Below are 21108 nucleotides of genomic sequence, written 5' to 3'. Positions count from 1 at the left end.
CTTTAATGTTTTTTAGCATTTAAAAACACACTAAGAATAATCAAAGCAAAAGCAAAAAGATCAATCACACTATAAATAGTTCCTAAAAATAAAAAACTCATAAAAGCAGCAGCCACAGGTTCTATACAAGCTATCATACTAGCTTTAAAAGCTCCTATTAATTCAACTCCTTTTAAATATAAACAAAAAGCCCCTATTGTGCCTATAAATACAATCCCACTCATAGCCAAAAAGGAATTTAAAGAAAAATCATGTTTTGGGATATTTCCTTGTAATAATACAAAAAGCAAAAAAGAAGCAAATAAACTAGCCAAACCCATGATTAAAAATAAGCCATATTTTGCTATGATAAGCCTAGCACTCAAAGAATAAAATGCCACTCCAAGAGCTCCAAAAAAAGCCCAAATAACACCTCTTATATCAAGTTTTAAATTGTTAATATCTCCATTTGTTATAAGTAAAAATAAGGCAAAAAGTATTAAAAACAAAGCGATTAGCTCTATTTTTTTAGGTAAAATTTTATTTTTAAAACACATAAAAAGCATTATGATTAATGGTGCGTTGTATTGTATCATCGTAGCAGTTCCTGCATCGGTATAATAAATAGCTTTAAAATAACCATATTGAGTTATCAATAAACCAAAGATAGAAAAAATCAAAAGAGAGCTAAGTTCTTGTTTTTGCTTTAGCAATTTTAATTTGAAATTTTTTGCACCCAAAATTATTAAAATAACACCAGTAAAAAGCAAACGATAAAAACTTACCCATTCAGCAGAATAATGATTTTTAAACAAATACTCAGCCAAAACCCCACTTACAGCCCAAAATATCCCACCAAGTATGACTAGAAAAACTCCCAAAAAACACCTTTAATCTTATTAATTTATATAATATTTGTAGTAAAATATTATTATATCATTATGTATATATTTTAAGGAAAATTAATGACTTATTTAGAGATTGATGGTGTTGAAAAATTAAATGGAGAAGTGATAATAAGCGGTGCAAAAAATGCAGCACTTCCTTTGATAGCTTCAAGTATTTTAGCTAAAAATGAAGTGCAAATTTCAAATTTACCAAATGTAGCAGATATTTGTACCCTACTTTCTTTGCTTGAAAATTTAGGAGCAAATTATACTTTTAAAGACAATTTTGCAAAAATAAATACAAAACATTTAAATAAAACCATAGCAAAATACGACATTGTGCGTAAAATGCGAGCTTCTATACTTACCTTAGGGCCTTTACTAGCTAGATTTGGAAATTGCGAAGTTTCTTTACCGGGAGGTTGTGCTATAGGCCAACGCCCTATTGATTTGCACCTTTTAGCTTTAGAAAAAATGGGAGCTAATATTGAGATTAAACAAGGTTATGTGGTAGCTAGTGGAGAGCTTAGGGGCGCTGATGTGATGTTTGATAAAATCACTGTTACAGGCAGTGAAAATATCATTATGGCAGCAGCCTTAGCTCATGGTAAAACTAGACTTTTAAATGTTGCTAAAGAGCCTGAAGTGGTACAACTTTGTGAGGTTTTAGCTAGAGCTGGGCTTGATATACAAGGCATAGGATCTTCTGAGCTTGAAATTTATGGTACAAGTGGAGAGCTTTTAGAATTTAAACCTTTTGAAATCATTCCTGATCGCATTGAAGCAGGAACTTATCTGTGTGCAGGAGCTATCACTAACTCAAAAATCACTCTAAAAAAAGTCAATGCAAGCCATCTTAGCGCAGTTTTGGCAAAGCTAGAGCAAATGGGCTTTAGCTTTGATATTAATGAGGATAGTATTAGTATAAATCCTGCTAAAGAAATCAAACCAGTTGAAATTTTAACTAGCGAATATCCAGGCTTTCCAACGGATATGCAAGCACAATTTATGGCTTTAGCTTTAAAAGCAAATGGCACAAGCATTATTGATGAGAGATTATTTGAAAATCGTTTTATGCATGTAAGTGAGCTTTTAAGAATGGGAGCTGATATAAGATTAAACGGGCATATTGCTACTATAAATGGCACTAAAGAGCTTTTGGGAGCTGATGTTATGGCTACTGATTTGCGTGCGTCTTCTGCTTTGATTTTAGCGGCTTTAGCAGCTAAAGGAACTAGTAAAATTCATAGAATTTATCATCTTGATAGAGGATATGAAAATTTAGAAGAAAAATTTAAAAAACTAGGTGCAAGTATAAGAAGGCTTGAAGAATGAGAGATATTTTTACAACTTTAAATTTTTTAAAAGAACAAATCAAAGCAAAAAATGAATTTCAAAAAGTAAATTTAACACAGGCTTTGGGGTGTATTTTGTATGAAGATGTTTTTGTGAAAAAAAATCTACCCACTTTTGATAATTCTGCCCTAGATGGTTATGCGTTAAATTATGCACATAAGAATGAATTGCTAGAAATTAAAGGAAGTATTTTAGCAGGCGATAAAAATGATTATATTATAGAAAAAAATGAATGCTATAAAATTATGACAGGAGCTAAAATTCCTCAAAATGCAAACACCATTTTAATGTTTGAAGAAGCTTTGCTTGAAGATGAAAAGCTCAATGCTAAAAACGCTAAAGAAAACAATGCCATCCGTTTTAAAGGCGAGGAAGCAAAGCTTGGAGAGCTTTTGTTTAAAAAGGGACAAAAAATCACTTCAGGCATGGTAGCTATGCTTGCTGCTCAAGGAATTTATGAGCTAAAAGTCGTTAAAAAATTGCGTGTTGGGATTTTTTCAAGTGGAGATGAGCTTGTAGAGCCTTGGAAAAATGCTGATGAATACAGCATATATAATGCAAATGCTTTTGGAATTTATGCTATTTTGCAAGATTATGCTGATGTTGAGTATTTAGGGCTTATAAAAGATGATTTAAATGCATATAAAAAGCTTTTAGAAAATAAAGAATTTGATATGCTTATAAGCAGTGGTGGAGCTAGCGTGGGTGAGGCTGATTTTATCAAACAAGCTTTGCTTGAGTGTGATTTTAGCCCTATTTTTGAAAAAGTCAATGCTAAACTTTGTAAGCATGTAAAACTTTTTAGCAAAAGCGATATGCTTTTTCTAGCCCTACCAGGAAATCCTTTGGCTTCTTTAGTTTCAACGCATATTTTTGCAAAAAATATACTCAATTTACTTTATGGTAAAGAACTTTTGGAATTTGATAAAGCAAGGTTGACTAAAGATTTAAATTTCAAAGGCCAAAGAAATGATTTTGCTTTTGGAAAATTAGTCGATGGATATTTTAAACCAAGCGAAGCTAAATTTGGCTCAGGTATGCTAAAACCTTTATGTGAAAACACGCATATTTTAATCACGCAAATTGATGATATAAAATTAGCAAAAGATCAAGAAGTTAAAGTTTTAAAAATTTAATAGGGTGTTACACTACCCTATTTTGAATGATTAACTTCTTGCTTTATCTAAGGTTTTAAAAAGATTGTTTAGGATATTTTCTTCATTTTTTTGGTATTTGCTTTGGCGTAATTTCTCCCAAGCATATACGCTATAATCTTTAGAAATTGAACCTATATTTAAATCTGTATTACTAAAAGCATTGTTGCTATCTTTTTTATACTCTTTTTCTTCTTTGTCTTTAAGTGCATTAAGTGTAGCTTGAAATTCATCTGAAGATGTGTTTTTTTCTTTGATTTTTGTCATATTATTTAGGGCTAGTGGACTATTTTTATCATTTACTTGCATGAGAACTCCTTTTTAAAATTTAATAATCACAAGCAAAAAACATTCCTTAATTTTAAAAACTTGACAATAAAATAAAGTTTTGATAAAATAACACTCTACTTTTAAATCGCGGGAATAGCTCAGGGGTAGAGCACAACCTTGCCAAGGTTGGGGTCGCGAGTTCGAATCTCGTTTCCCGCTCCACTTCTTTTAACTAAAATCAAACTTTTTTAATGTATTATACGATTAATATATTTTTATAAAAGGTCGCTGTATTGTTTTTTAAGCAAATCATTCTAGTTTTATTTTTCTATACTTTTAGTTTTGCTTCGAATTTTGATGAAGTAAAATTAGCTTTGATTAAAGAATTTAAGACAAATTATCCACAACTAGAAATCATTTCTTTAGATCTTAACACTCAATCAAGTTTGCCTGCTGATTTTAATCAATATATTTTTTTAAAGCTGGGTAATCATAATTTTGATAGAGCAGATGGTTTTGTAAAGGCTGAATTTAAAACTCCAGAGCAGTTTAAAAAAAATATATTTTTTAAGTATTTTTTAAAGGCAAAATTAGAAGTTTTACAAACCACGCGCCCTATTGCGCGCAATGAAAATTTAAGTCCTGCTAGTTTTAAAATTTTAAAAATTCCTTTTGATAAAGCTCCCCAAGGTGTATTAAAAAAAGATGAAATCGCAAATTTAATAGCCAAAAGCAATATAAGAGAAAATATGATTTTAAAATATAGTATGTTTAAAACTAAAACCCTTATACAAAGAAATGATTCTGTTTATGGGATTATCAAAGATGGGGATTTAAGCATGATAATAGAGTTAAAAGCCTTGCAAAGTGGAAATTTAAACCAAAGAATTCGCCTTAAAAATAAAGATGGAAAAGTCGTGCATGGTAAAGTCATTAGTAAAAATTATGTGGAGCTAAAATGAGAAAAATTTTAGTAGGTATTAGCGGAGCTAGTTCTTGCGAACTTGGTTTTTTATTATTAAAACATTTAAAAGAAAAAGGACAAATTTATGCCATCGTGAGTAAAAATGCAAAAATAAGCTTTGCAAAAGAAAATTCTCTTTTAGAAAATATAGACTTTTTGCAACACACAAAAGATAAATTTGAACTTGAACATGTAAATTTTTTAGATAATGAAGATATTAGTCAATGCGTAGCAAGCGGATCTTTTGGTATAGAAACGACTTTTATCACACCTTGCTCGATTAACACTTTGGCAAAAATTACTTGTGGTATAAATGATAATTTGCTTACAAGAGCTGCAGGAGTGGCTTTAAAAGAACGCAAAAAACTCATACTTGGAGTAAGGGAAATGCCCTATTCTACTTTAAATTTAGAACAAATGGCTAAACTTTCTAGCTATGGAGTTATCATTGCTCCTCCTGTAATGGCAAGTTATGCTAAGATTGATAATTTGGAAAAACTATATGAATTTATCATAGGAAAATGGCTTGATCTAGCAAATATTGAGCATAATTTATACCAAAGGTGGCAATGATGGCTAGTTGTATATACCCAGGAACATTTGATCCTATCACTAATGGACATTTAGATGTGATCATTCGAGCTAGTAAGATGTTTGAAGAAGTAATCGTTGCTATAGCTAAAAGTGAGAGTAAAAAGCCTATGTTTAGCTTAGAGCATAGAGAAAAAATGGTAAAAATTGCTACAAAAGACTTAAAAAATGTTAAAATTGTAACTTTTGATAACTTACTAGTAGATCTTGCTAAAAATTTGCAAATAAATATCATTATAAGAGGCTTAAGAGCGGTGAGTGATTTTGAGTATGAACTGCAACTTGGTTATGCAAATCACATGCTTTGGGAAGATTTTGAAACCATATATCTTATGCCAAATTTAAAAAATTCTTTTATTTCAAGCTCTATAGTAAGATCAATTTGTGCTCATAATGGTGATGTGAGCAAGCTTGTGCCAAAAGAAATTATACCTTTATTAAAGGAGAGAGATTGTATATAGCTTTTGAAGGGGTTGATTGTGTGGGTAAAAGCACACAGATAGAACTTTTAAAAAAATATTTTCATAATGCATTTTTTACTAAAGAACCAGGTGGAAGTGAGCTTGGAGTGCATTTGAGAAAAATTTTATTAGAAAGTAAAATGCAATTTTCTAAAAAGGCTGAGCTTTTGCTTTTTTTAGCAGATAGAGCAAATTTAATCGACATGCATTTAGCGCAAAATAAAAACAAACTTATCATTTCAGATCGTAGTTTTATTTCTAATATGGCTTATGCAAGATGTGATTTTGATCAAAATATTTTATTTGAGTTAAACTCTTTTGCCACAGGTGGAGTTTTTCCACAAAAGGTTGTATTTTTGCATGGTTCTAAAGAGCTTATCGCACAAAGACTTTCTAAAAAAGATTTAGATAGTATTGAAAAAAGAGGGATTGAGTATTTTTTAAATATACAAAAAGCTTTAGAAGAAACTTTAGAGTTTTTAAAAACTAAGATAGATATAAAAATTTTAAAATTAGATGCTTCTTTAAGCATTGAAAATTTACATGAAAAGATTAAGGAATTTATAGATGATTAATGCTTTAAAAGGAATGAAAGATTTGCAAGATGATCAAGCTGCTCTTTATGAAAAAGTAGTAAAAACTTGTGAAGAAGTAGCTAAAAACTATGGTTTTACTTTTATTAATTGCCCGCATTTAGAACTTACTAAGCTTTTTAAAAGAAGCGTTGGGGAAAGCTCTGATATAGTTGGTAAGGAAATGTATGAATTTGTTGATAAAGCAGGCAATGAAGTGTGTTTGAGGCCTGAAGGGACAGCTGGGGTGGTAAGATCATACATAGAAGCTAAAATGGATAAGGCTCAAAGTGTTAAAAGATGGTTTTATCATGGTTCTATGTTTCGCTATGAAAGGCCACAAAAAGGAAGATTACGTGAATTTCATCAATTTGGAGTAGAAAGCTTTGGTATAGCAAGTGTGTATGAGGATGCGAGTATTATTTTAATGCTAAATGAAATTTTTAAACGCTTAGAAATTCATACAAGTTTGAAGATTAATTCTTTAGGCTGTAAAGAATGTATGGGTGTATATAAAGAAAAACTCATAGCTTTTTTAAATTCTAAAGAAGGTTTTTGTGAGGATTGTTTAAGAAGAAAAGATTTAAACCCTATTAGAGTGCTTGATTGTAAAAATGATCATTGTCAAAGTTTAATCGAAAATGCGCCAAAACTAAGTGAAAATTTATGCCCATGTTGCAAAAAAGATTATGAAAAATTACAAAAACTTTTAAAAGAAAATGATGTTGAGTTTGAATGTGATGAGAAATTAGTGCGCGGGCTTGATTATTATTCTAAAAGTGCATTTGAGTTTGTTAGTGATGAAATCGGTGCAAAAGCTGCCGTAGCAGGTGGTGGAAGATATGATAGATTAATTGAATACTTAGATGGTAAAAGTGGCTATGGCGTGGGTTTTGCTATGGGTATAGAAAGGATTATGGCTATTTTAGAGCAAAAACAAAGTGTAAAATCAAGAGAAGGAATTTATCTTTGTGCTATGGATGAAGCTTATATAGATACTATTTTTAAACTAGCAAATACTTTAAGAAAAAAACATAAAGTATATTTAAGCTATGAAGCAAAAAAACTTGCAAAGCATTTAAACCAAGCAGATAATGCTAATGCTAAAATCTTTTTGTGTATAGGTGAAGATGAAATGCAAAAAGAAGAGATTTTTTATAAAAATTTGGAAAATAAAGATACTAAAAATATAAAATTAGCAAATTTGGAGAATGAGTTATGATTGATTATGGTATTAATATTTGGGGTGCAAATAATTTTATCATCGAAAATGGCAAAGTATGTGTAAATCATGGTAAAAAACCTGCCATTATAGATATAGTAAATACTTTGCGTGATGATGGCTATAAGGGGCCATTATTGCTTCGTTTTCCTCATTTAATCCATAAGCAAATTGAGCAGATTTATGAAAAATTTTCTAAAGCAAAAAAAGAATTTAACTATAAAGGTTCTTTTAATGCTGTATATCCTTTAAAAGTCAATCAATATCCAGGTTTTGTAAAAAATTTAGTTAATCTAGGTAAAGAATATAACTATGGCTTAGAAGCAGGAAGTAAGGCCGAGCTTTTATTAGCTATGGCTTATAATAATGAAGATGCACCTATAACAGTTAATGGCTTTAAAGATAAAGAACTCATAAATATGGGCTTTATAGCGTGTGAAATGGGTCATAATATCACTTTAACTATGGAAGGACTTAATGAGCTTGAAGCGATGATTGAAATTGCTAAAAATCGTTTTAAGCCAAAGCCAAATATAGGTTTAAGGGTGCGTTTGCATTCAGCTGGAGTAGGAATTTGGGCAAAAAGTGGTGGTATAAATTCAAAATTTGGTTTAACATCCACTGAACTGATTGAAGCGGTAAATCTTTTAAAAGCTAATAAACTTTTAGAGCAATTTACTATGATACATTTTCATTTAGGCTCACAAATTACTGAAATTCATCCTTTGAAAAAAGCTCTAAATGAAGCGGGTAATATCTACACCGAGCTTAGAAAAATGGGGGCAAAAAATTTAAAAGCTATTAATCTTGGCGGGGGTTTAGCAGTAGAATACTCTCAGTTTAAAAACGAAACAAGTAGAAATTACACCTTAAGTGAGTATGCAAACGATGTTGTGTTTATTTTAAAAGGTATTGCAGAACAAAAAAAAGATTTAGAGCCTGATATTTTTATAGAAAGTGGGCGTTTTGTAGCAGCTAATCATGCTGTTTTAGTAGCGCCTGTTTTAGAGCTTTTTTCTCAAGAATACACAGAAAGCAAGCTTTTATTAAAAGATAAAAATCCAAAACTTATTGATGAACTTTATGATTTGTATAAAAACATTAAAGCTTCTAATGCGCTTGAGTATCTACATGATAGCATTGATCATATGGAGAGTATTTTAACCTTGTTTGATTTGGGTTATGTGGATTTACAAGATCGCTCTAATAGTGAAATTTTAGTGCATTTGATTATGAGAAAAGCTATTTCTTTAGTGGGTGATCAAGCTGATTTATCGAGTTTGCAAAATGAAGTGCAAGAAAAATATTTAGTGAATTTTTCAGTATTTCAGTCTTTACCTGATTTTTGGGGTTTAGAGCAAAATTTCCCTATCATGCCACTTGATAGGCTTAATAAAAAGCCAACTAGAAGCGCAAGCATATGGGATATAACTTGTGATAGTGATGGAGAAATTTCTTATTCTAAAGATAATCCTTTGTTTTTACATGATATTGATGTAGAAGCTGAAGATTATTTTTTGGGATTTTTCCTAGTGGGAGCTTATCAAGAAGTGCTTGGTATGAAGCATAATCTTTTTACACATCCAACCGAAGCTTGTATAAGTATTAATGAAAAGGGTTTTGAAGTAGAAAGCGTACTAGAGGCTCAATCTATTTTAGATACCTTAGAAGATCTTGACTATGATATTCATGCAATTATGGATAATATTAATGAAAAAATTTATGCTTCAAAACTTGTTAATGAAAATCAAAAAAAGCATATTTTGGGTGAAATTTATTTATTCTTAAACGATAATGGATATTTAAAAAGTATAGGTTCTAAATGAGTATTTTTAAACTAATCAAAGAAGATTTTTCTATGCCAAAACAAAAAGATCCTGCATATAGATCTTGGGTGGAATTAGTTTTTAACTATCCTGGTGTTTGGGCTGTGGTAAATTATCGTTTTGCGCATTTTTTTTACCAAAAAGGTTTTAAAAAAATAGCAAGGATTATTAGTGGAATTTCTCAGTTTCTTACTGGAGTTGATTTACACCCTGGGGCTACGCTAGGTAGAAGGATATTTATGGATCATGCAAGTGGGGTTGTGATTGGTGAGACTTCTATTATAGGTAATGATGTTTTGATTTATCAAGGTGTTACTTTGGGTGGAACGAGTTTAGATAAAAATACCAAAAGACACCCCACTATAGAAGATGGCGTGATTATAGGTTCTGGTGCTAAAATTTTAGGCAATATTACCATAGGTAAAAATGCAAAAATAGGCTCAAATGCAGTTGTATTAAAAGATGTTGGACCAAATTTAACAGCTATTGGCATACCTGCTTATATTAAAGAACATGGCAAGATTGATTATGAAGAAAAAATCGCTAAACTAGAAGCAAGGCTTGCTATTTTAGAAGAAAAGCTAAATAAAGAGGATAAATGATAGCAATTACAGGTGGAGGCACGGGAGGGCATTTAGCTATAGCTAGATGTTTATTGCAAAGTGCAAGAAAACAAGGCATAGAATGCATTTACATAGGAAGTGAAAATGGCCAAGATAGACTTTGGTTTGAAAACGAAAATGGCTTTTATAAAAAATACTTTCTAAGCTCTCAAGGCGTTGTTAATAAAAAAGGCTTAGCTAAGGTTCAATCGTTTTTGCATATTGTAAAACTTGCAAGAAAAACAAAACAAATTTTAAAAGAACATAATGTTAAAGTAGTTTTTAGTGTGGGTGGATATAGCAGTGCTCCAGGCGCTTTTGGTGCTTTAATGGCAAATATCCCACTTTTAATCCATGAGCAAAATTCAAAAATGGGAAGTTTAAATTCACTTTTAAAGCCTTTTTCTAAAGTTTTTTTTACTGCTTTTGATGATCAAATTAATAAAGCAAATACTTTCTTTTGTCCTTATCCTATTAATGAAATTTTTTCACAAAAAGCAAGAGTGAGAAAAGAATTAAAAAATATTATTTTTCTTGGCGGCTCTCAAGGGGCTAAATTTATAAACGATCTTGCTTTAGAAAATGCTTTATACTTTAAAGAAAAAGGTATAAATATCATTCATCAATGCGGTAAGAATGATTATGAAAGATGTAAAAAAGCTTATGAGGATTTAAATGTCAATGCAGAGCTTTTTGACTTTGATAAAAACATTATAGATAAAATTTCTAAAGCAGATTTAGCCATATCAAGATCAGGCGCAAGCAGTCTTTTTGAGCTTAGTGCAAATTTACTTCCTTGTATTTTTATTCCTTATCCATATGCGGCTAAAAATCATCAGTATTTTAATGCTTTGTATTTAAAAGAGCGTAATTTATGTGAAATTTTAACCCAAGAAGAAAAACATCAATTTTTAAATTTGGTAGAAAATTTCTCACTAGAAGAAAAATCTTTAGCCTTGCAAGAATTAAAAAGTGAAAATGGTGCAGATTTTATGATAGAAAAAGCAAAACAAATGGGGTTTATTTAAATAAAATACTCCCCAAACGCACCATATTTGAGCCACATTTTATAGCTAGCTCAAAATCCCCACTCATACCCATAGAGCAAATTTTTGCCCCGTGTTTTTGTAAATTTTCATAGATTTTAAAAGTTTGCTCAAAACTTTCTTGAACTTTTTCCTCATCCATAGAGCCTATGCACATAACCCCTACTAGATTTAAATTTTTACACTCTTCTTGTATTTGCAAATACTCTTCTATTGCTTTATTTTGCTCTATACCACTTTTAGAACTTTCATTAGCAGTATTTATTTCTAATAAAGTATCTAATTTATAATCAAGTCTTTTATCTACAGCTTTGGCGCTTTTTAAACCATTGCAAGATTGCCAAAGTAATGGGTTTTGTTTGATTAAAAGATTGATTTTATTACTTTGAAGATTACCTATAAAATGCCACTTGATTTCTAAGTCTTGAAGTTTTTCTTTTTTTAAAGCTAAAGCTTGGACTTGATTTTCTCCAAACTCTACAATACCTTGCTTAAAAAGCTCTCGAATTTGTTCATCTTGAACATACTTGCTAGCTGCTACTAAACGCACATTTTGTTTTATGGTTTTTTCAAAAATACTTTCTAAATTCATCTTTTCCTACATCAATTCATATAATTTTTTACGCTCACTTGAGCTTCCTATACCAAGTTGCATACGATATTTAGTGATAGTTCTACGCCCTAGTTGTACACTTGGGAATTCTTTTTGAGTGAGTTCAAGAATTTTTAAATCACTCAAAGGTTTTTTAGGATTTTCTTTTTTAATTAAATTACTAAGAAAATCTTTGATTGTAGCATTAGAAGTTTCACCATCATCAACTGCAGTGGTAAAGAAAGATTTTAAGGGTATTAAGCCTCTATCGCAACTTAAGTATTTATTTGCAATTGCTCTTGAGATGGTAGAAGCATTTCTTTCAAGATCTTGTGCTAAGTCTTTAAGCTGCATAGGTTTAATATCCCCGCCCATGAAAAAATCATATTGATATTCTATAATCATAAGCCCTAGTTTATAAAGGGTAGCTTTACGCATAGCTAATGCATCGATTAAATTTTTAGCATCTTTTAAATAAGCACTTAAAAACTCATGATCTAAGCCATCTGCTTCAAAAGCAATTTCAGGGTAATAATCATCATTGATTTTAATTTTAATTTCACCATTTTCTTGATAAATAAATATATCAGGAATGATTTCCATACTCTCTTCAAAATACTCTAAAAAAGGCGGAATAGAGATTTTTTTAATTATCGCTATAGCCTTTTTATACAAAGGATCTTTGATAAAATCTTTTGCATTTTCTAAATTTAAAATCAACATTTTGCAAAACTCATAAAGCTCATCATCTAAGTCAAAATGTTCTAGTGCAAAAATAAAAGCTTCTTGATTATCTTTTGCCCCTACTCCAACGGGATCAAGATATTTAAATCTTTGCCTGATTTTTTCCACTTCTAAAGGATCAAATTCACCTAAAATCTCCTCATCATACTCAAAATAACCTTCATGATTTAAACATTCTATGATTTTTTCAGCAATGGTTTGGGATTTTTTAGTAGGAAAAAATGGTGGTATGATTTGCTCGCTTAAAAGTTCATACACATTTTTTACTTCCAAGCTTTTTGCGTCAATCATTTGCGTGGTGGTATTTTTACTAAAATATTCTTGATAATACTTGTTTTGATTGCTTGTAATACTTGAGTTTTCTTTGATCTCTATAAAAGGATTTTCTTTAGCAAATTCATCTAAGCTTTCTTTTAGATCTTCAATATTAGCTTGCAATATAGGAAGCCAAGATCTTAAGGTTTGTGATAGTTTTGCTTTTTGCGTTATAGAGGTTTTTTGTTTAAGCATTATTCAAGTCTAAACTCACTTCCAAGATAGTATTTTTTAACATCTTCATTATGTGCAATTTCATTAGCATTGCCACTAGCTAGCAACCTTCCACTTCTAATCACATAAGCTCTATCGCAAATTGCTAAAGTTTCTCTTACATTATGATCAGTGATTAAAACACCTATATTCATAGCTTTTAAGTCATTAATCAAGCTTTGAATTTCACTCACTGCGATAGGATCAACCCCAGCAAATGGTTCATCTAAAAGTAAAAATTTAGGATCACACATAAGCGATCTTGCTATCTCACAACGCCTTCTTTCACCCCCACTTAAACTCATACCTTTTCTGTGTCTAATAGGTTCTATGCTAAGTAATTCTAGCATTTGTTCTATCTTTTGTTCTAATAAATTTTTATCCTTATATATTACTTGGGCGGCTAAAAGTAAATTTTCTTCCACACTTAAATCTTTAAAAACACTACTTTCTTGAGGTAAATACCCAATGCCAAGTTTTGCTCTTTTATTAAGCGGTTCTTTTGTGATATCTTGTGAGTCTAAAAACACCTGCCCACTTGTTGGTAAAATAAGCCCACATATCATATAAAAACTTGTAGTTTTTCCTGCCCCATTAGGCCCTAAAAGTCCAACAACTTCCCCGCTTTGCACTTCTAGTGAAACATCGTGTATGATTTTTGTTTTTTTAATGATTTTTTCTAAATTTCTAGCTTCTAGCTTACTCATGTATTATATACTTTCTTTTATTTTCATAAGGAATGATTTGTAAAATTATATTAAAAATTTGATATTTATCTAAGTATTTTTTTAATTTTTCATCACCCCACTCTACCAAATGCAAACCCTCTTCAAAAAAATTTTCAATCAAACCATTTTTTAAAAGTCCATCAAAACCTTCTTGATAAATATCATAATGATACATTTTACCTTGTTGAAAATCATACTCTTGCATGATGGAAAATGTAGGAGAATTAAGTGTTTTTTCTACTCCAAGAAATTGAGCATAATTTTGCACCAAAGTAGTTTTACCGCTTGCTAAATCCCCTTGAAGTAAAATAACTCCATTTTTAGGCAAAATTTCACAAAGCCTATAAAGCTCATTTTGGCTTAAAATCATTTCTTTCATTGAATTTTTACCACATATTTTTCTTGCATAGCTTTTGGTATGCTTTTGGTTGTTGGTATATCTAAGACTTTATAAATATTAGTATATTCTATAAATTTAATGCTTATTTCATCGCCAATTTTTACTTCTTTACTAGCTTTAACCACTTGATTGTTTATACTTACTACACCACTTTTGCACATATCCTCTGAAATAGCACGGCGTTTAGTGATGTTAACTACATTTAAAAACTTATCTATTCTCATAAAAATATTTTATCAAAAAATACAAGAAAATGTTATAAAATGTTTAAATATTTTACATTATATTAAGCTAAATTCGTTAAATTTTACAATCATTTTTTACAAAGAGGAAAGACAATGAAAAAAGATATCAAAAAAGTGGTTTTGGCATATTCTGGTGGACTTGATACAAGTATAATTTTAAAATGGCTACAAGATGAGTATAAATGTGAAGTAGTAACTTTCACAGCAGATATTGGGCAGGGTGAAGAGCTTGAGCCTGCTAGAAAAAAAGCACTTTCTTTGGGCGTAAAAGAAGAAAATATTTTTATTCAAGATTTAAAAGATGAATTTGTAAAAGATTATGTGTTTCCTATGTTTAGAGCAAATGCTATTTATGAGGGAGAATATTTACTAGGTACAAGTATAGCAAGACCTTTGATAACAAAAGCTTTAGTAGAAATAGCAAATAAAACAAAAGCAGATGCTATTAGCCATGGGGCAACTGGTAAAGGGAATGATCAAGTGCGTTTTGAATTAGGTGCTTTGGCACTAAATCCAAATTTAGCCATCATTGCTCCTTGGAGAGAATGGGATTTAAATAGCCGTGAAAAACTCTTAGCCTATGCGCAAAAACATGGTATTGATATAGCTAAAAAACCAGGTAAATCACCTTATTCTATGGATGCAAATTTATTGCATATTTCTTATGAAGGTTTAGTGCTTGAAGATCCTGCGGCTAAACCCGAAGCAGATATGTGGCGCTGGGTGAAAGATTTAAAAGAAACTCCAAATGAAAGTGAAGTGATAGAGCTTGAGTTTAGTAAAGGCGATTTATGTGCTATTAATGGAGAAAAAATGTCTCCTGCGCAGCTTTTAGCAAAACTTAATGAGCTTGGTGCAAAACATGGTATAGGTCGTCTTGATATTGTTGAAAATCGCTATGTGGGTATGAAAAGTAGAGGTTGTTATGAAACCCCAGGTGGAAGCATACTTTTAAAAGCACACCGCGCTATAGAAAGTATCACTCTTGATAGAGAAGCAGCGCATTTAAAAGATGAATTAATGCCAAAATATGCAAGTTTAATTTATAATGGCTATTGGTTCTCACCTGAAAGATTAATGCTTCAAGCCTTAATTGATGAGTCACAAAAATATGTAAATGGTAAAGTTAAACTTGAATTATATAAAGGTAATGTAATGGTAATAGGCAGAGAAAGTGCGAATGATAGTTTATTTAGTGAGGCTTATTGTACTTTTGAAGAAGATGCTGTGTATGATCAAAAAGATGCAGCAGGTTTTATAAGATTAAATGCTTTGAGATTTATCATCGCAGGTAAAAATGGAAGAAAATTTTAAAAAGGAAAACAATGAAAGTATTATTGATTAAAGATGTAAAAAGCTTAGGAAAAGCAGGAGAAGTTAAAGAAGTAAAAGATGGATATGGACAAAATTTTTTAATTGCCAAAGGTTTTGCTAAGGTTGCTACACACGAAGTTTTAAAACAATATGAAGCAGAGCAAAAGAAAAAGGCAGAAAATTTAAGATTTGAGCTTGCAAATTTGGAAAAATTAAAAGAAGAATTATCTAAAATCACTATTTGCATAGCTAAGCCTGTAGGAGCTAATGGAAGCTTGTTTGGTGGGGTTACTAAAGATGAAATCGCACATGCGCTAAAGGATCAAAAAGGCATAGAGCTTGATAAAAAAAGCTTAGAATGTGATACTATAAAAGAACTTGGCATGCATGAAATTTCAGCAAAATTAGGCCATGCGATTCATGCTGTATTTAAGCTAGAAGTTAAAGGAGAATAATGTTTCACGCAACTACAATTTTAGCTTATAAAGGTAAAAATAAGTCTGTAATTGGCGGAGATGGACAAGTAAGTTTTGGAAATACTGTTTTAAAAAACAATGCAGTTAAAATTAGAAAATTAAACAATGGAAAAGTATTAGCAGGCTTTGCAGGAAGCACTGCTGATGCTTTTAATCTTTTTGATATGTTTGAAAAACTACTTTCTAGTTCGAAGGGTGATTTATTAAAGGCTGCAATAGATTTTTCAAAAGAATGGCGTAAGGATAAATATCTAAGAAAACTTGAAGCAATGATGTTAGTATTAGATAGAAATCATATATTTTTACTTTCAGGAACTGGAGATGTAGTTGAGCCTGAAGATGGCGCTATAGCTGCTATTGGTAGTGGGGGTAATTATGCACTTTCTGCAGCAAGAGCTTTAGCTAAACACTCAAGTTTAGATGAAGAAGAATTAGTCAAAGAAAGCTTGCAAATAGCTGGTGAAATTTGCATTTATACTAATACAAATATTAAAACTTATGTAATTGAGGATGATAAATGAATTTAACTCCAAAAGAGATTGTGAAATTTTTAGATGATTATGTAATTGGACAAAAAAATGCTAAAAAAATCATAGCAATTGCTTTAAGAAATCGTTATAGAAGAATGCAGCTTAGTCCTGAACTTCAAGATGATATCATGCCAAAAAATATTTTAATGATAGGATCAACTGGAGTTGGTAAAACAGAGATTGCAAGACGCCTTGCTAAGATGATGGGACTTCCTTTTGTAAAAGTTGAAGCAAGTAAATATACTGAAGTTGGTTTTGTTGGGCGTGATGTAGAAAGCATGGTTAGAGATTTAGCTAATGCTGCTTTAAATTTGGTAAAAAATGAAGAAAAAGAAAAAAATAAAGAAAAGATTAATGAATTTATAGAAAATAAGATTTTAGAAAAACTTTTACCGCCTTTACCAAAGGGTGTTAGCGAAGAAAAACAAGAAGAGTATCAAAATTCTTTAGAAAAAATGCGCGTGAAATTAAAAGCTGGTGATTTAGATGATAGTACAATAGAAGTTGAAATTTCACAAAGCGTGTTTGATGCTAATCCAAATTTACCACCTGAAATGGGTGCTATGCAAGATATAGTAAAAGTTATTGGTGTGGGTAATAAAAAAGTTAAAAAAGAAATGAAAGTAAAAGATGCAAGAATAGCTCTAGCTCAAGAAGCAAGTGAGAAAATTCTTGATATGGAAAGTATTAAAGGCGAGGCTTTAAGAAGAGCTGAAAATGAAGGGATTATTTTTATCGATGAGATAGATAAAGTAGCAGTTTCAAGCTCCAATTCAAACCGCCAAGATCCAAGTAAAGAAGGGGTGCAAAGAGATTTACTTCCTATAGTTGAAGGTAGTACTATACAAACTAAATTTGGACCTTTAAAAACTGATCATATTTTATTTATCGCTGCAGGTGCTTTTCATCTAAGTAAGCCAAGTGATTTAATCCCTGAACTTCAAGGGCGTTTTCCTTTAAGAGTTGAGCTTGATTCATTAGATGAGGATGCTTTATATGCTATTTTAACAAGACCTAAAAATTCATTACTAACACAATACATTGAGCTTTTAAAAACTGAAAATGTAGAGCTTGTTTTTGAAGATGAGGCCATTAGAGAAATAGCAAAAATAGCAAGCAAGGCCAATGAAGAAATGCAAGATATTGGTGCAAGACGTTTACATACAGTAGTGGAAAAACTTTTAGAAGATATTAGTTTTGAAGCAGATGAATATGCTGGAAAAGTTTATAAAATAGATGATTTTAAAGTGCAAGTTAAGCTTGGAGATATCATAGAAAATAAAGATTTAGCTAGGTATATCTTGTGAAAAGTGGCTTTATAAGCATAGTGGGTAGAACTAATGCGGGAAAAAGTTCTATCCTAAATTCTTTATTAGAAGAAAAAGTTGCTATGGTTTCTCATAAGCAAAACGCTACAAGAAGAAAGATTAATGCGATCATAATGCATGAAAATCATCAGCTTATTTTTATAGATACACCAGGTTTGCATGCAAGCTCTAAGGCTATGAATCAGCTTATGATTGATTTGGCGATTAAAAGCATTGCGGATTGTGATGTGATTTTATTTGTAGCTAGTATTTATGATGATATTAAAGATTATGAAAATTTTTTAAGTTTAAACCCTAAAGTGCCACATATTGTATTAATCAATAAGGTTGATTTAGTAAAAAAAGAGGTTTTGCTTAAAAAATTAAGCGAGTATTCTCAGTTTAGCTCACATTTTAGTGCTATTATCCCCTATTCTGCTAAGCAAAAATTTTATAAAAAAATTCTTTTAGATGAGATGATTAAGTATTTGCCTGAACATCCGTATTATTTTGATCCTGAGTTTATTACTACCACAAATGAAAAGGATATTTATAGAGATTTTATCTTAGAAGCTATATATGAAAATTTAAGTGATGAAATTCCTTATAGCACTGAAGTAAAAATAGAAAAAATCAAAGAACTAGAGCAAATTTATTATATCAATGCTATTATCATTACAGATAGTAATTCTCACAAAGGAATGATACTAGGTAAAGATGGAGCTACAATTAAGCGTATAGGCAAAGAAGCTAGGGTTAAAATAGAAAAATTAGCACAAAAAAAGGTAATGCTAAAATTATTCGTTCAACTTGAGAAAAATTGGCACAAAAACGAGCAAAACCTTAAGAAAATCCTTTATGATGAGTAAAAAAGTCATCAAAAAAGATTTTCTTGCTTATGAAAAACTTTTATATATTAAATTTGTAAATCCTATTAGTGAAGATGAAATTTTAAAAAAGAGCTTTGAAGAGCTTGGTCTTAAAGATGATTTTTCTTATGAGCTAAAGTATTTTCAAGATAAATCTTTTACTCATGTATTTTTGTGCAAGTATGAAGATATTTTAGATATTGATTATATAATCCCAGAACCCCTACTTTTTGAAGTGTATTTTAAGAATGATGTAAATAGTGAAAATCTTGCATTATTATTTAAAGAAAAATACATAGTTTTAGTGGAGTATTTGGGGTGTGATTTTCAAAATTGTAAAGTTATACCATTAAATGTTTATGATAAAATATATAATGAAAAATTAAAAAATACTTATAAGCACATTATAAGCATAGATGATACTCAAAATCTTAGCAGTTTTGATAAATTTAATAGTAAAATTTTTTATCAAAAATTGTTAAAAAATTGCGTTCAAGTCAAGATTAATTTTACTAACAAAGAAAAAATAAATCATTTAAAATCTTTTAGTTTTAAGATTTTATTAGCTTTTGCTTGTGGAGTTTTGCTAGCTTTAGCTTATCCTTTGTATTTGTATACACAAAAATCATTTTACGAAAATGAAAAAATAAAATATGAAAATTTAATAAAAAAGCAAGATGATATTTTAGAGCAAGCAAAAATAAATCAAAAACAAAATCAAGAGTTTAAAAAACTACAAGAAGAAAATGAGTTAAAGGTTGATTTGTTGCAAAAATTTTATATAAATACACTTTGTTATAAAGATTTTTATGATTTTTTAAAAATTTTAAATTCTCATCAAGCTTATATAGAGGCTTTGCATGTTAAAAATAATGATTTTATTGTAGAACTTAAAAATGACTATGAATTTTATGAAGATTTTAAAAAACATCATTTTGTATTAAAAAATAAAGAAGTTAATAATGGAAAAATCACTCTTGTTTTTGAAAAATCTTTATAAAAATTTAGAAAATATCTTTGCTAGGTTATCTGGGCGTGAATTTGCACTAGCTTTGATAGTTGCTTTTGTTTTTGGTTTTTTCATGGTTTATATGAGTGTTTTTGATAATTTTGAAAAACAAATGAAGTTGTCAAAAGATGAACTATATGTTTTACAAACAAAATACGAGCAAAAACAAGAAATGATTTCTGATTTAAAAGAAGATGAAAATATATCTTATAACGAGCAGTCATTCTTGAGTTTAGACAAGGACTATCAAAGCATTTTAAAAGATATTGAGAGAAATCTTGCTAAAATAAGGTCTTTACAAATCCAAAGTTATAAAAGTCAAGATGAATATTTTACTTATTATGAATTAAAATTGAGTTTTGTTAGTGATTTTTATTTTTTAATGCAATTTTTACAAAAACTAGATTCTTATATAAAAGTTAAAAATTTAGAGCTTACAAAATATGAAAATGAACTAAAAATCACACTAAAACTTATTTTTACTCTAGTATAAAAATGATTTTTTTGATAAAATTCATCTAAACATGGCAAGCGATCGCTTCTTTCGAAGAGGAAAGTCCGAGCTGCAATAAGACAAGGATTCCATCTAATGGATGGCTAGGGCAACCTAAGGGAAAGTGCAACAGAAAGAAAACTACCATATTTTTATGGAAAAGGTGAAACGGTAGAGTAAGAGCCTACCAGTAGCTTTGGTAACAAAGCTAGCTATGTAAACCCAATCTGCAGCAAGAAGGGGTGGTTTTAGTCTTATAATATAACCCTTCGCTTGAATTTGTTTGCAAAAACAAGTCTAGATAAATGATCGCTCTTGACAGAACTCGGCTTATCGCCATGTTTTACTTCATATAAGCAGAAGCTTTTTTGAGTTTTTGCAAATTTTTTGCTACTTCATCTTGCTTTTTTTTCATAAAAGCTATTGCTTCATTAGTAAGTGCCAAGGCTTCATTAGGACAATCTTTAAAATCAGGTTTTTCGATGAGTTTAACTATTTTTTCCACATCTTCAGTATATACAGCTAGTTTAAACTCATCTATCCATTTTTTTTCACTCATTTTTGATGTACTTCCCTCCAAGCTTCTAGTAAGCCTTTTACTACATTTATTACTTCATCTACTCTAGCCTCATTATTTTCTATGTTTGCTAAAGAAAGAAGTTGTAATTCTCTTGTATATAAGCCACTCAGATAATGTGCTACATCTCCACCTTTTTCATAGTCAAGACAGTTAATAAGCTCAACAAAAATAGCACTAGCTCTTTTTACATAATACACTCTTTCTTCTATATTTTCATTTTGTATAGCTATTTTTATCCTACTTGCAAAGCGTAGAATCCCTCCGTATAACATCTCTATAAGTTTTTCTTGAGATTCTACGCCTGCTTGGCTTTGTGAATATGCATTATAAACTGCACTATTTACCATTTAAATCCTTTCTTAT

General features: G+C 30.2%; 26 protein-coding genes, 1 tRNA gene and 1 other RNA gene. 19 read left to right on the top strand and 9 right to left on the bottom strand.

The genetic code is table 11. The features are described from left to right. Positions 1 to 2 precede the first annotated feature (2 nt). Positions 3 to 860 (bottom strand): DMT family transporter, encoded by an 858-nt coding sequence (locus L8V82_RS01625; RefSeq protein ID WP_263723769.1) that lies wholly within the window; start codon positions 858 to 860, stop codon positions 3 to 5. Positions 861 to 944: 84 nt separating this feature from the next. Between L8V82_RS01625 and murA the strand changes: the two genes are divergently transcribed. Together murA and L8V82_RS01615 are read left to right on the top strand one after the other, a co-directional pair. Further along, positions 945 to 2201: a UDP-N-acetylglucosamine 1-carboxyvinyltransferase gene (gene murA / locus L8V82_RS01620; RefSeq protein WP_263661344.1), complete on the top strand. Its 1257-nt coding sequence runs from the start codon at positions 945 to 947 to the stop codon at positions 2199 to 2201. Next, positions 2198 to 3358: a molybdopterin molybdotransferase MoeA gene (locus L8V82_RS01615; protein WP_263723768.1), complete on the top strand. Its 1161-nt coding sequence runs from the start codon at positions 2198 to 2200 to the stop codon at positions 3356 to 3358. Before murA ends, L8V82_RS01615 begins: the two co-directional genes overlap by 4 nt. A gap of 30 nt (positions 3359 to 3388) precedes the next feature. Here L8V82_RS01615 and L8V82_RS01610 read toward each other — a convergent pair whose 3' ends face one another. Continuing rightward, entirely contained in the window at positions 3389 to 3685 is a 297-nt protein-coding gene (locus L8V82_RS01610) for an invasion antigen C (protein ID WP_039668370.1), read from the bottom strand. A gap of 108 nt (positions 3686 to 3793) precedes the next feature. Here L8V82_RS01610 and L8V82_RS01605 point away from each other — a divergent pair. The 9 genes from L8V82_RS01605 (at position 3794) to murG (ending at position 10912) form a co-directional block, all read left to right on the top strand. After that, positions 3794 to 3868, top strand: a tRNA-Gly gene (locus L8V82_RS01605). 71 nt (positions 3869 to 3939) lie between these two features. Next, on the top strand, positions 3940 to 4608 hold the full coding sequence (flgA, locus tag L8V82_RS01600; protein ID WP_263723767.1) for a flagellar basal body P-ring formation chaperone FlgA: 669 nt from the start codon (positions 3940 to 3942) through the stop codon (positions 4606 to 4608). Further along, positions 4605 to 5183 carry a UbiX family flavin prenyltransferase gene (locus L8V82_RS01595; protein WP_263723766.1) on the top strand — a complete coding sequence of 193 codons (579 nt, stop codon included), beginning with the start codon at positions 4605 to 4607 and terminating at the stop codon, positions 5181 to 5183. The genes flgA and L8V82_RS01595 overlap by 4 nt, the downstream gene beginning before the upstream one ends. Next, entirely contained in the window at positions 5183 to 5662 is a 480-nt protein-coding gene (gene coaD, locus L8V82_RS01590) for a pantetheine-phosphate adenylyltransferase (RefSeq protein WP_263676756.1), read from the top strand. The genes L8V82_RS01595 and coaD overlap by 1 nt, the downstream gene beginning before the upstream one ends. After that, positions 5653 to 6237: a dTMP kinase gene (gene tmk / locus L8V82_RS01585; RefSeq protein ID WP_263723765.1), complete on the top strand. Its 585-nt coding sequence runs from the start codon at positions 5653 to 5655 to the stop codon at positions 6235 to 6237. The genes coaD and tmk overlap by 10 nt, the downstream gene beginning before the upstream one ends. Further along, positions 6230 to 7456: a histidine--tRNA ligase gene (gene hisS / locus L8V82_RS01580; protein ID WP_263723764.1), complete on the top strand. Its 1227-nt coding sequence runs from the start codon at positions 6230 to 6232 to the stop codon at positions 7454 to 7456. Before tmk ends, hisS begins: the two co-directional genes overlap by 8 nt. Next, a complete protein-coding gene (gene speA / locus L8V82_RS01575) occupies positions 7453 to 9282 on the top strand; it encodes a biosynthetic arginine decarboxylase (protein ID WP_263723763.1) in 1830 nt (609 codons plus the stop codon). Before hisS ends, speA begins: the two co-directional genes overlap by 4 nt. Then, the gene (gene cysE, locus L8V82_RS01570; protein WP_263723762.1) at positions 9279 to 9884 is read left to right on the top strand and encodes a serine O-acetyltransferase; all 606 of its coding nucleotides are present in this window, start codon (positions 9279 to 9281) and stop codon (positions 9882 to 9884) included. The genes speA and cysE overlap by 4 nt, the downstream gene beginning before the upstream one ends. Continuing rightward, positions 9881 to 10912 (top strand): undecaprenyldiphospho-muramoylpentapeptide beta-N-acetylglucosaminyltransferase, encoded by a 1032-nt coding sequence (gene murG, locus L8V82_RS01565; RefSeq protein ID WP_263723761.1) that lies wholly within the window; start codon positions 9881 to 9883, stop codon positions 10910 to 10912. Before cysE ends, murG begins: the two co-directional genes overlap by 4 nt. Here murG and L8V82_RS01560 read toward each other — a convergent pair. From L8V82_RS01560 to L8V82_RS01540, 5 genes are read right to left on the bottom strand one after another with little or no spacing between them, the layout of a single operon-like run. Next, the gene (locus L8V82_RS01560) at positions 10905 to 11522 is read right to left on the bottom strand and encodes a YggS family pyridoxal phosphate-dependent enzyme (protein WP_263723760.1); all 618 of its coding nucleotides are present in this window, start codon (positions 11520 to 11522) and stop codon (positions 10905 to 10907) included. The genes murG and L8V82_RS01560 overlap by 8 nt on opposite strands. A 6-nt stretch (positions 11523 to 11528) precedes the next feature. Continuing rightward, positions 11529 to 12776: an RNA polymerase factor sigma-54 gene (locus L8V82_RS01555; protein WP_263675274.1), complete on the bottom strand. Its 1248-nt coding sequence runs from the start codon at positions 12774 to 12776 to the stop codon at positions 11529 to 11531. Then, on the bottom strand, positions 12776 to 13501 hold the full coding sequence (gene lptB / locus L8V82_RS01550; protein WP_039618272.1) for an LPS export ABC transporter ATP-binding protein: 726 nt from the start codon (positions 13499 to 13501) through the stop codon (positions 12776 to 12778). The genes L8V82_RS01555 and lptB overlap by 1 nt, the downstream gene beginning before the upstream one ends. After that, the gene (gene tsaE, locus L8V82_RS01545; RefSeq protein ID WP_263723759.1) at positions 13494 to 13901 is read right to left on the bottom strand and encodes a tRNA (adenosine(37)-N6)-threonylcarbamoyltransferase complex ATPase subunit type 1 TsaE; all 408 of its coding nucleotides are present in this window, start codon (positions 13899 to 13901) and stop codon (positions 13494 to 13496) included. The genes lptB and tsaE overlap by 8 nt, the downstream gene beginning before the upstream one ends. Beyond that, entirely contained in the window at positions 13898 to 14146 is a 249-nt protein-coding gene (locus tag L8V82_RS01540) for an RNA-binding S4 domain-containing protein (RefSeq protein ID WP_039618276.1), read from the bottom strand. Before L8V82_RS01540 ends, tsaE begins: the two co-directional genes overlap by 4 nt. A 114-nt stretch (positions 14147 to 14260) precedes the next feature. Here L8V82_RS01540 and L8V82_RS01535 point away from each other — a divergent pair, with 114 nt between their 5' ends. From L8V82_RS01535 to rnpB, 8 genes are all read left to right on the top strand, one after another. Beyond that, the gene (locus L8V82_RS01535) at positions 14261 to 15481 is read left to right on the top strand and encodes an argininosuccinate synthase (RefSeq protein ID WP_214100654.1); all 1221 of its coding nucleotides are present in this window, start codon (positions 14261 to 14263) and stop codon (positions 15479 to 15481) included. An 11-nt stretch (positions 15482 to 15492) separates the two neighbouring features. Next, complete coding sequence (rplI, locus tag L8V82_RS01530) at positions 15493 to 15936, top strand: 50S ribosomal protein L9 (RefSeq protein WP_263723757.1); 444 nt, start codon at positions 15493 to 15495, stop codon at positions 15934 to 15936. After that, positions 15936 to 16478: an ATP-dependent protease subunit HslV gene (gene hslV / locus L8V82_RS01525; RefSeq protein ID WP_039618282.1), complete on the top strand. Its 543-nt coding sequence runs from the start codon at positions 15936 to 15938 to the stop codon at positions 16476 to 16478. Before rplI ends, hslV begins: the two co-directional genes overlap by 1 nt. Further along, positions 16475 to 17794 carry an ATP-dependent protease ATPase subunit HslU gene (gene hslU / locus L8V82_RS01520; protein ID WP_263663317.1) on the top strand — a complete coding sequence of 440 codons (1320 nt, stop codon included), beginning with the start codon at positions 16475 to 16477 and terminating at the stop codon, positions 17792 to 17794. Before hslV ends, hslU begins: the two co-directional genes overlap by 4 nt. Next, positions 17791 to 18663 (top strand): GTPase Era, encoded by an 873-nt coding sequence (gene era, locus L8V82_RS01515; protein ID WP_263706158.1) that lies wholly within the window; start codon positions 17791 to 17793, stop codon positions 18661 to 18663. Before hslU ends, era begins: the two co-directional genes overlap by 4 nt. Beyond that, the gene (locus L8V82_RS01510; protein ID WP_263723756.1) at positions 18653 to 19663 is read left to right on the top strand and encodes a hypothetical protein; all 1011 of its coding nucleotides are present in this window, start codon (positions 18653 to 18655) and stop codon (positions 19661 to 19663) included. The genes era and L8V82_RS01510 overlap by 11 nt, the downstream gene beginning before the upstream one ends. Then, the gene (locus L8V82_RS01505) at positions 19626 to 20165 is read left to right on the top strand and encodes a hypothetical protein (RefSeq protein ID WP_263723755.1); all 540 of its coding nucleotides are present in this window, start codon (positions 19626 to 19628) and stop codon (positions 20163 to 20165) included. Before L8V82_RS01510 ends, L8V82_RS01505 begins: the two co-directional genes overlap by 38 nt. 26 nt (positions 20166 to 20191) lie before the next feature. Next, an RNA gene (gene rnpB, locus L8V82_RS01500) (RNase P RNA component class A) lies at positions 20192 to 20514 on the top strand. Here rnpB and L8V82_RS01495 read toward each other — a convergent pair. Next, positions 20509 to 20724 carry a hypothetical protein gene (locus L8V82_RS01495; protein WP_133318894.1) on the bottom strand — a complete coding sequence of 72 codons (216 nt, stop codon included), beginning with the start codon at positions 20722 to 20724 and terminating at the stop codon, positions 20509 to 20511. The genes rnpB and L8V82_RS01495 overlap by 6 nt on opposite strands. After that, entirely contained in the window at positions 20721 to 21092 is a 372-nt protein-coding gene (fliS, locus tag L8V82_RS01490; RefSeq protein ID WP_039618295.1) for a flagellar export chaperone FliS, read from the bottom strand. Before fliS ends, L8V82_RS01495 begins: the two co-directional genes overlap by 4 nt. Positions 21093 to 21108: the final 16 nt, after the last annotated feature.

The sequence above is a fragment of the Campylobacter sp. IFREMER_LSEM_CL2151 genome (assembly GCF_025771725.1).
Taxonomy (GTDB): Bacteria; Campylobacterota; Campylobacteria; order Campylobacterales; family Campylobacteraceae; genus Campylobacter_D; species Campylobacter_D lari_C.
This window is presented reverse-complemented; position numbering and strand designations above follow the sequence as displayed.

Excerpts from the sequence above, each read along its gene's own strand:
- murA (WP_263661344.1), top strand. The coding sequence starts at position 945 with ATGACTTATTTAGAGATTGATGGTGTTGAAAAATTAAATGGAGAAGTG.
- L8V82_RS01615 (WP_263723768.1), top strand. The coding sequence starts at position 2,198 with ATGAGAGATATTTTTACAACTTTAAATTTTTTAAAAGAACAAATCAAA.
- L8V82_RS01610 (WP_039668370.1), bottom strand. The coding sequence starts at position 3,685 with ATGCAAGTAAATGATAAAAATAGTCCACTAGCCCTAAATAATATGACA.
- L8V82_RS01595 (WP_263723766.1), top strand. The coding sequence starts at position 4,605 with ATGAGAAAAATTTTAGTAGGTATTAGCGGAGCTAGTTCTTGCGAACTT.
- coaD (WP_263676756.1), top strand. The coding sequence starts at position 5,183 with ATGGCTAGTTGTATATACCCAGGAACATTTGATCCTATCACTAATGGA.
- hisS (WP_263723764.1), top strand. The coding sequence starts at position 6,230 with ATGATTAATGCTTTAAAAGGAATGAAAGATTTGCAAGATGATCAAGCT.
- speA (WP_263723763.1), top strand. The coding sequence starts at position 7,453 with ATGATTGATTATGGTATTAATATTTGGGGTGCAAATAATTTTATCATC.
- cysE (WP_263723762.1), top strand. The coding sequence starts at position 9,279 with ATGAGTATTTTTAAACTAATCAAAGAAGATTTTTCTATGCCAAAACAA.
- murG (WP_263723761.1), top strand. The coding sequence starts at position 9,881 with ATGATAGCAATTACAGGTGGAGGCACGGGAGGGCATTTAGCTATAGCT.
- L8V82_RS01560 (WP_263723760.1), bottom strand. The coding sequence starts at position 11,522 with ATGAATTTAGAAAGTATTTTTGAAAAAACCATAAAACAAAATGTGCGT.
- L8V82_RS01555 (WP_263675274.1), bottom strand. The coding sequence starts at position 12,776 with ATGCTTAAACAAAAAACCTCTATAACGCAAAAAGCAAAACTATCACAA.
- lptB (WP_039618272.1), bottom strand. The coding sequence starts at position 13,501 with ATGAGTAAGCTAGAAGCTAGAAATTTAGAAAAAATCATTAAAAAAACA.
- tsaE (WP_263723759.1), bottom strand. The coding sequence starts at position 13,901 with ATGAAAGAAATGATTTTAAGCCAAAATGAGCTTTATAGGCTTTGTGAA.
- L8V82_RS01540 (WP_039618276.1), bottom strand. The coding sequence starts at position 14,146 with ATGAGAATAGATAAGTTTTTAAATGTAGTTAACATCACTAAACGCCGT.
- L8V82_RS01535 (WP_214100654.1), top strand. The coding sequence starts at position 14,261 with ATGAAAAAAGATATCAAAAAAGTGGTTTTGGCATATTCTGGTGGACTT.
- rplI (WP_263723757.1), top strand. The coding sequence starts at position 15,493 with ATGAAAGTATTATTGATTAAAGATGTAAAAAGCTTAGGAAAAGCAGGA.
- hslV (WP_039618282.1), top strand. The coding sequence starts at position 15,936 with ATGTTTCACGCAACTACAATTTTAGCTTATAAAGGTAAAAATAAGTCT.
- hslU (WP_263663317.1), top strand. The coding sequence starts at position 16,475 with ATGAATTTAACTCCAAAAGAGATTGTGAAATTTTTAGATGATTATGTA.
- L8V82_RS01510 (WP_263723756.1), top strand. The coding sequence starts at position 18,653 with ATGATGAGTAAAAAAGTCATCAAAAAAGATTTTCTTGCTTATGAAAAA.
- L8V82_RS01505 (WP_263723755.1), top strand. The coding sequence starts at position 19,626 with ATGGAAAAATCACTCTTGTTTTTGAAAAATCTTTATAAAAATTTAGAA.
- L8V82_RS01495 (WP_133318894.1), bottom strand. The coding sequence starts at position 20,724 with ATGAGTGAAAAAAAATGGATAGATGAGTTTAAACTAGCTGTATATACT.
- fliS (WP_039618295.1), bottom strand. The coding sequence starts at position 21,092 with ATGGTAAATAGTGCAGTTTATAATGCATATTCACAAAGCCAAGCAGGC.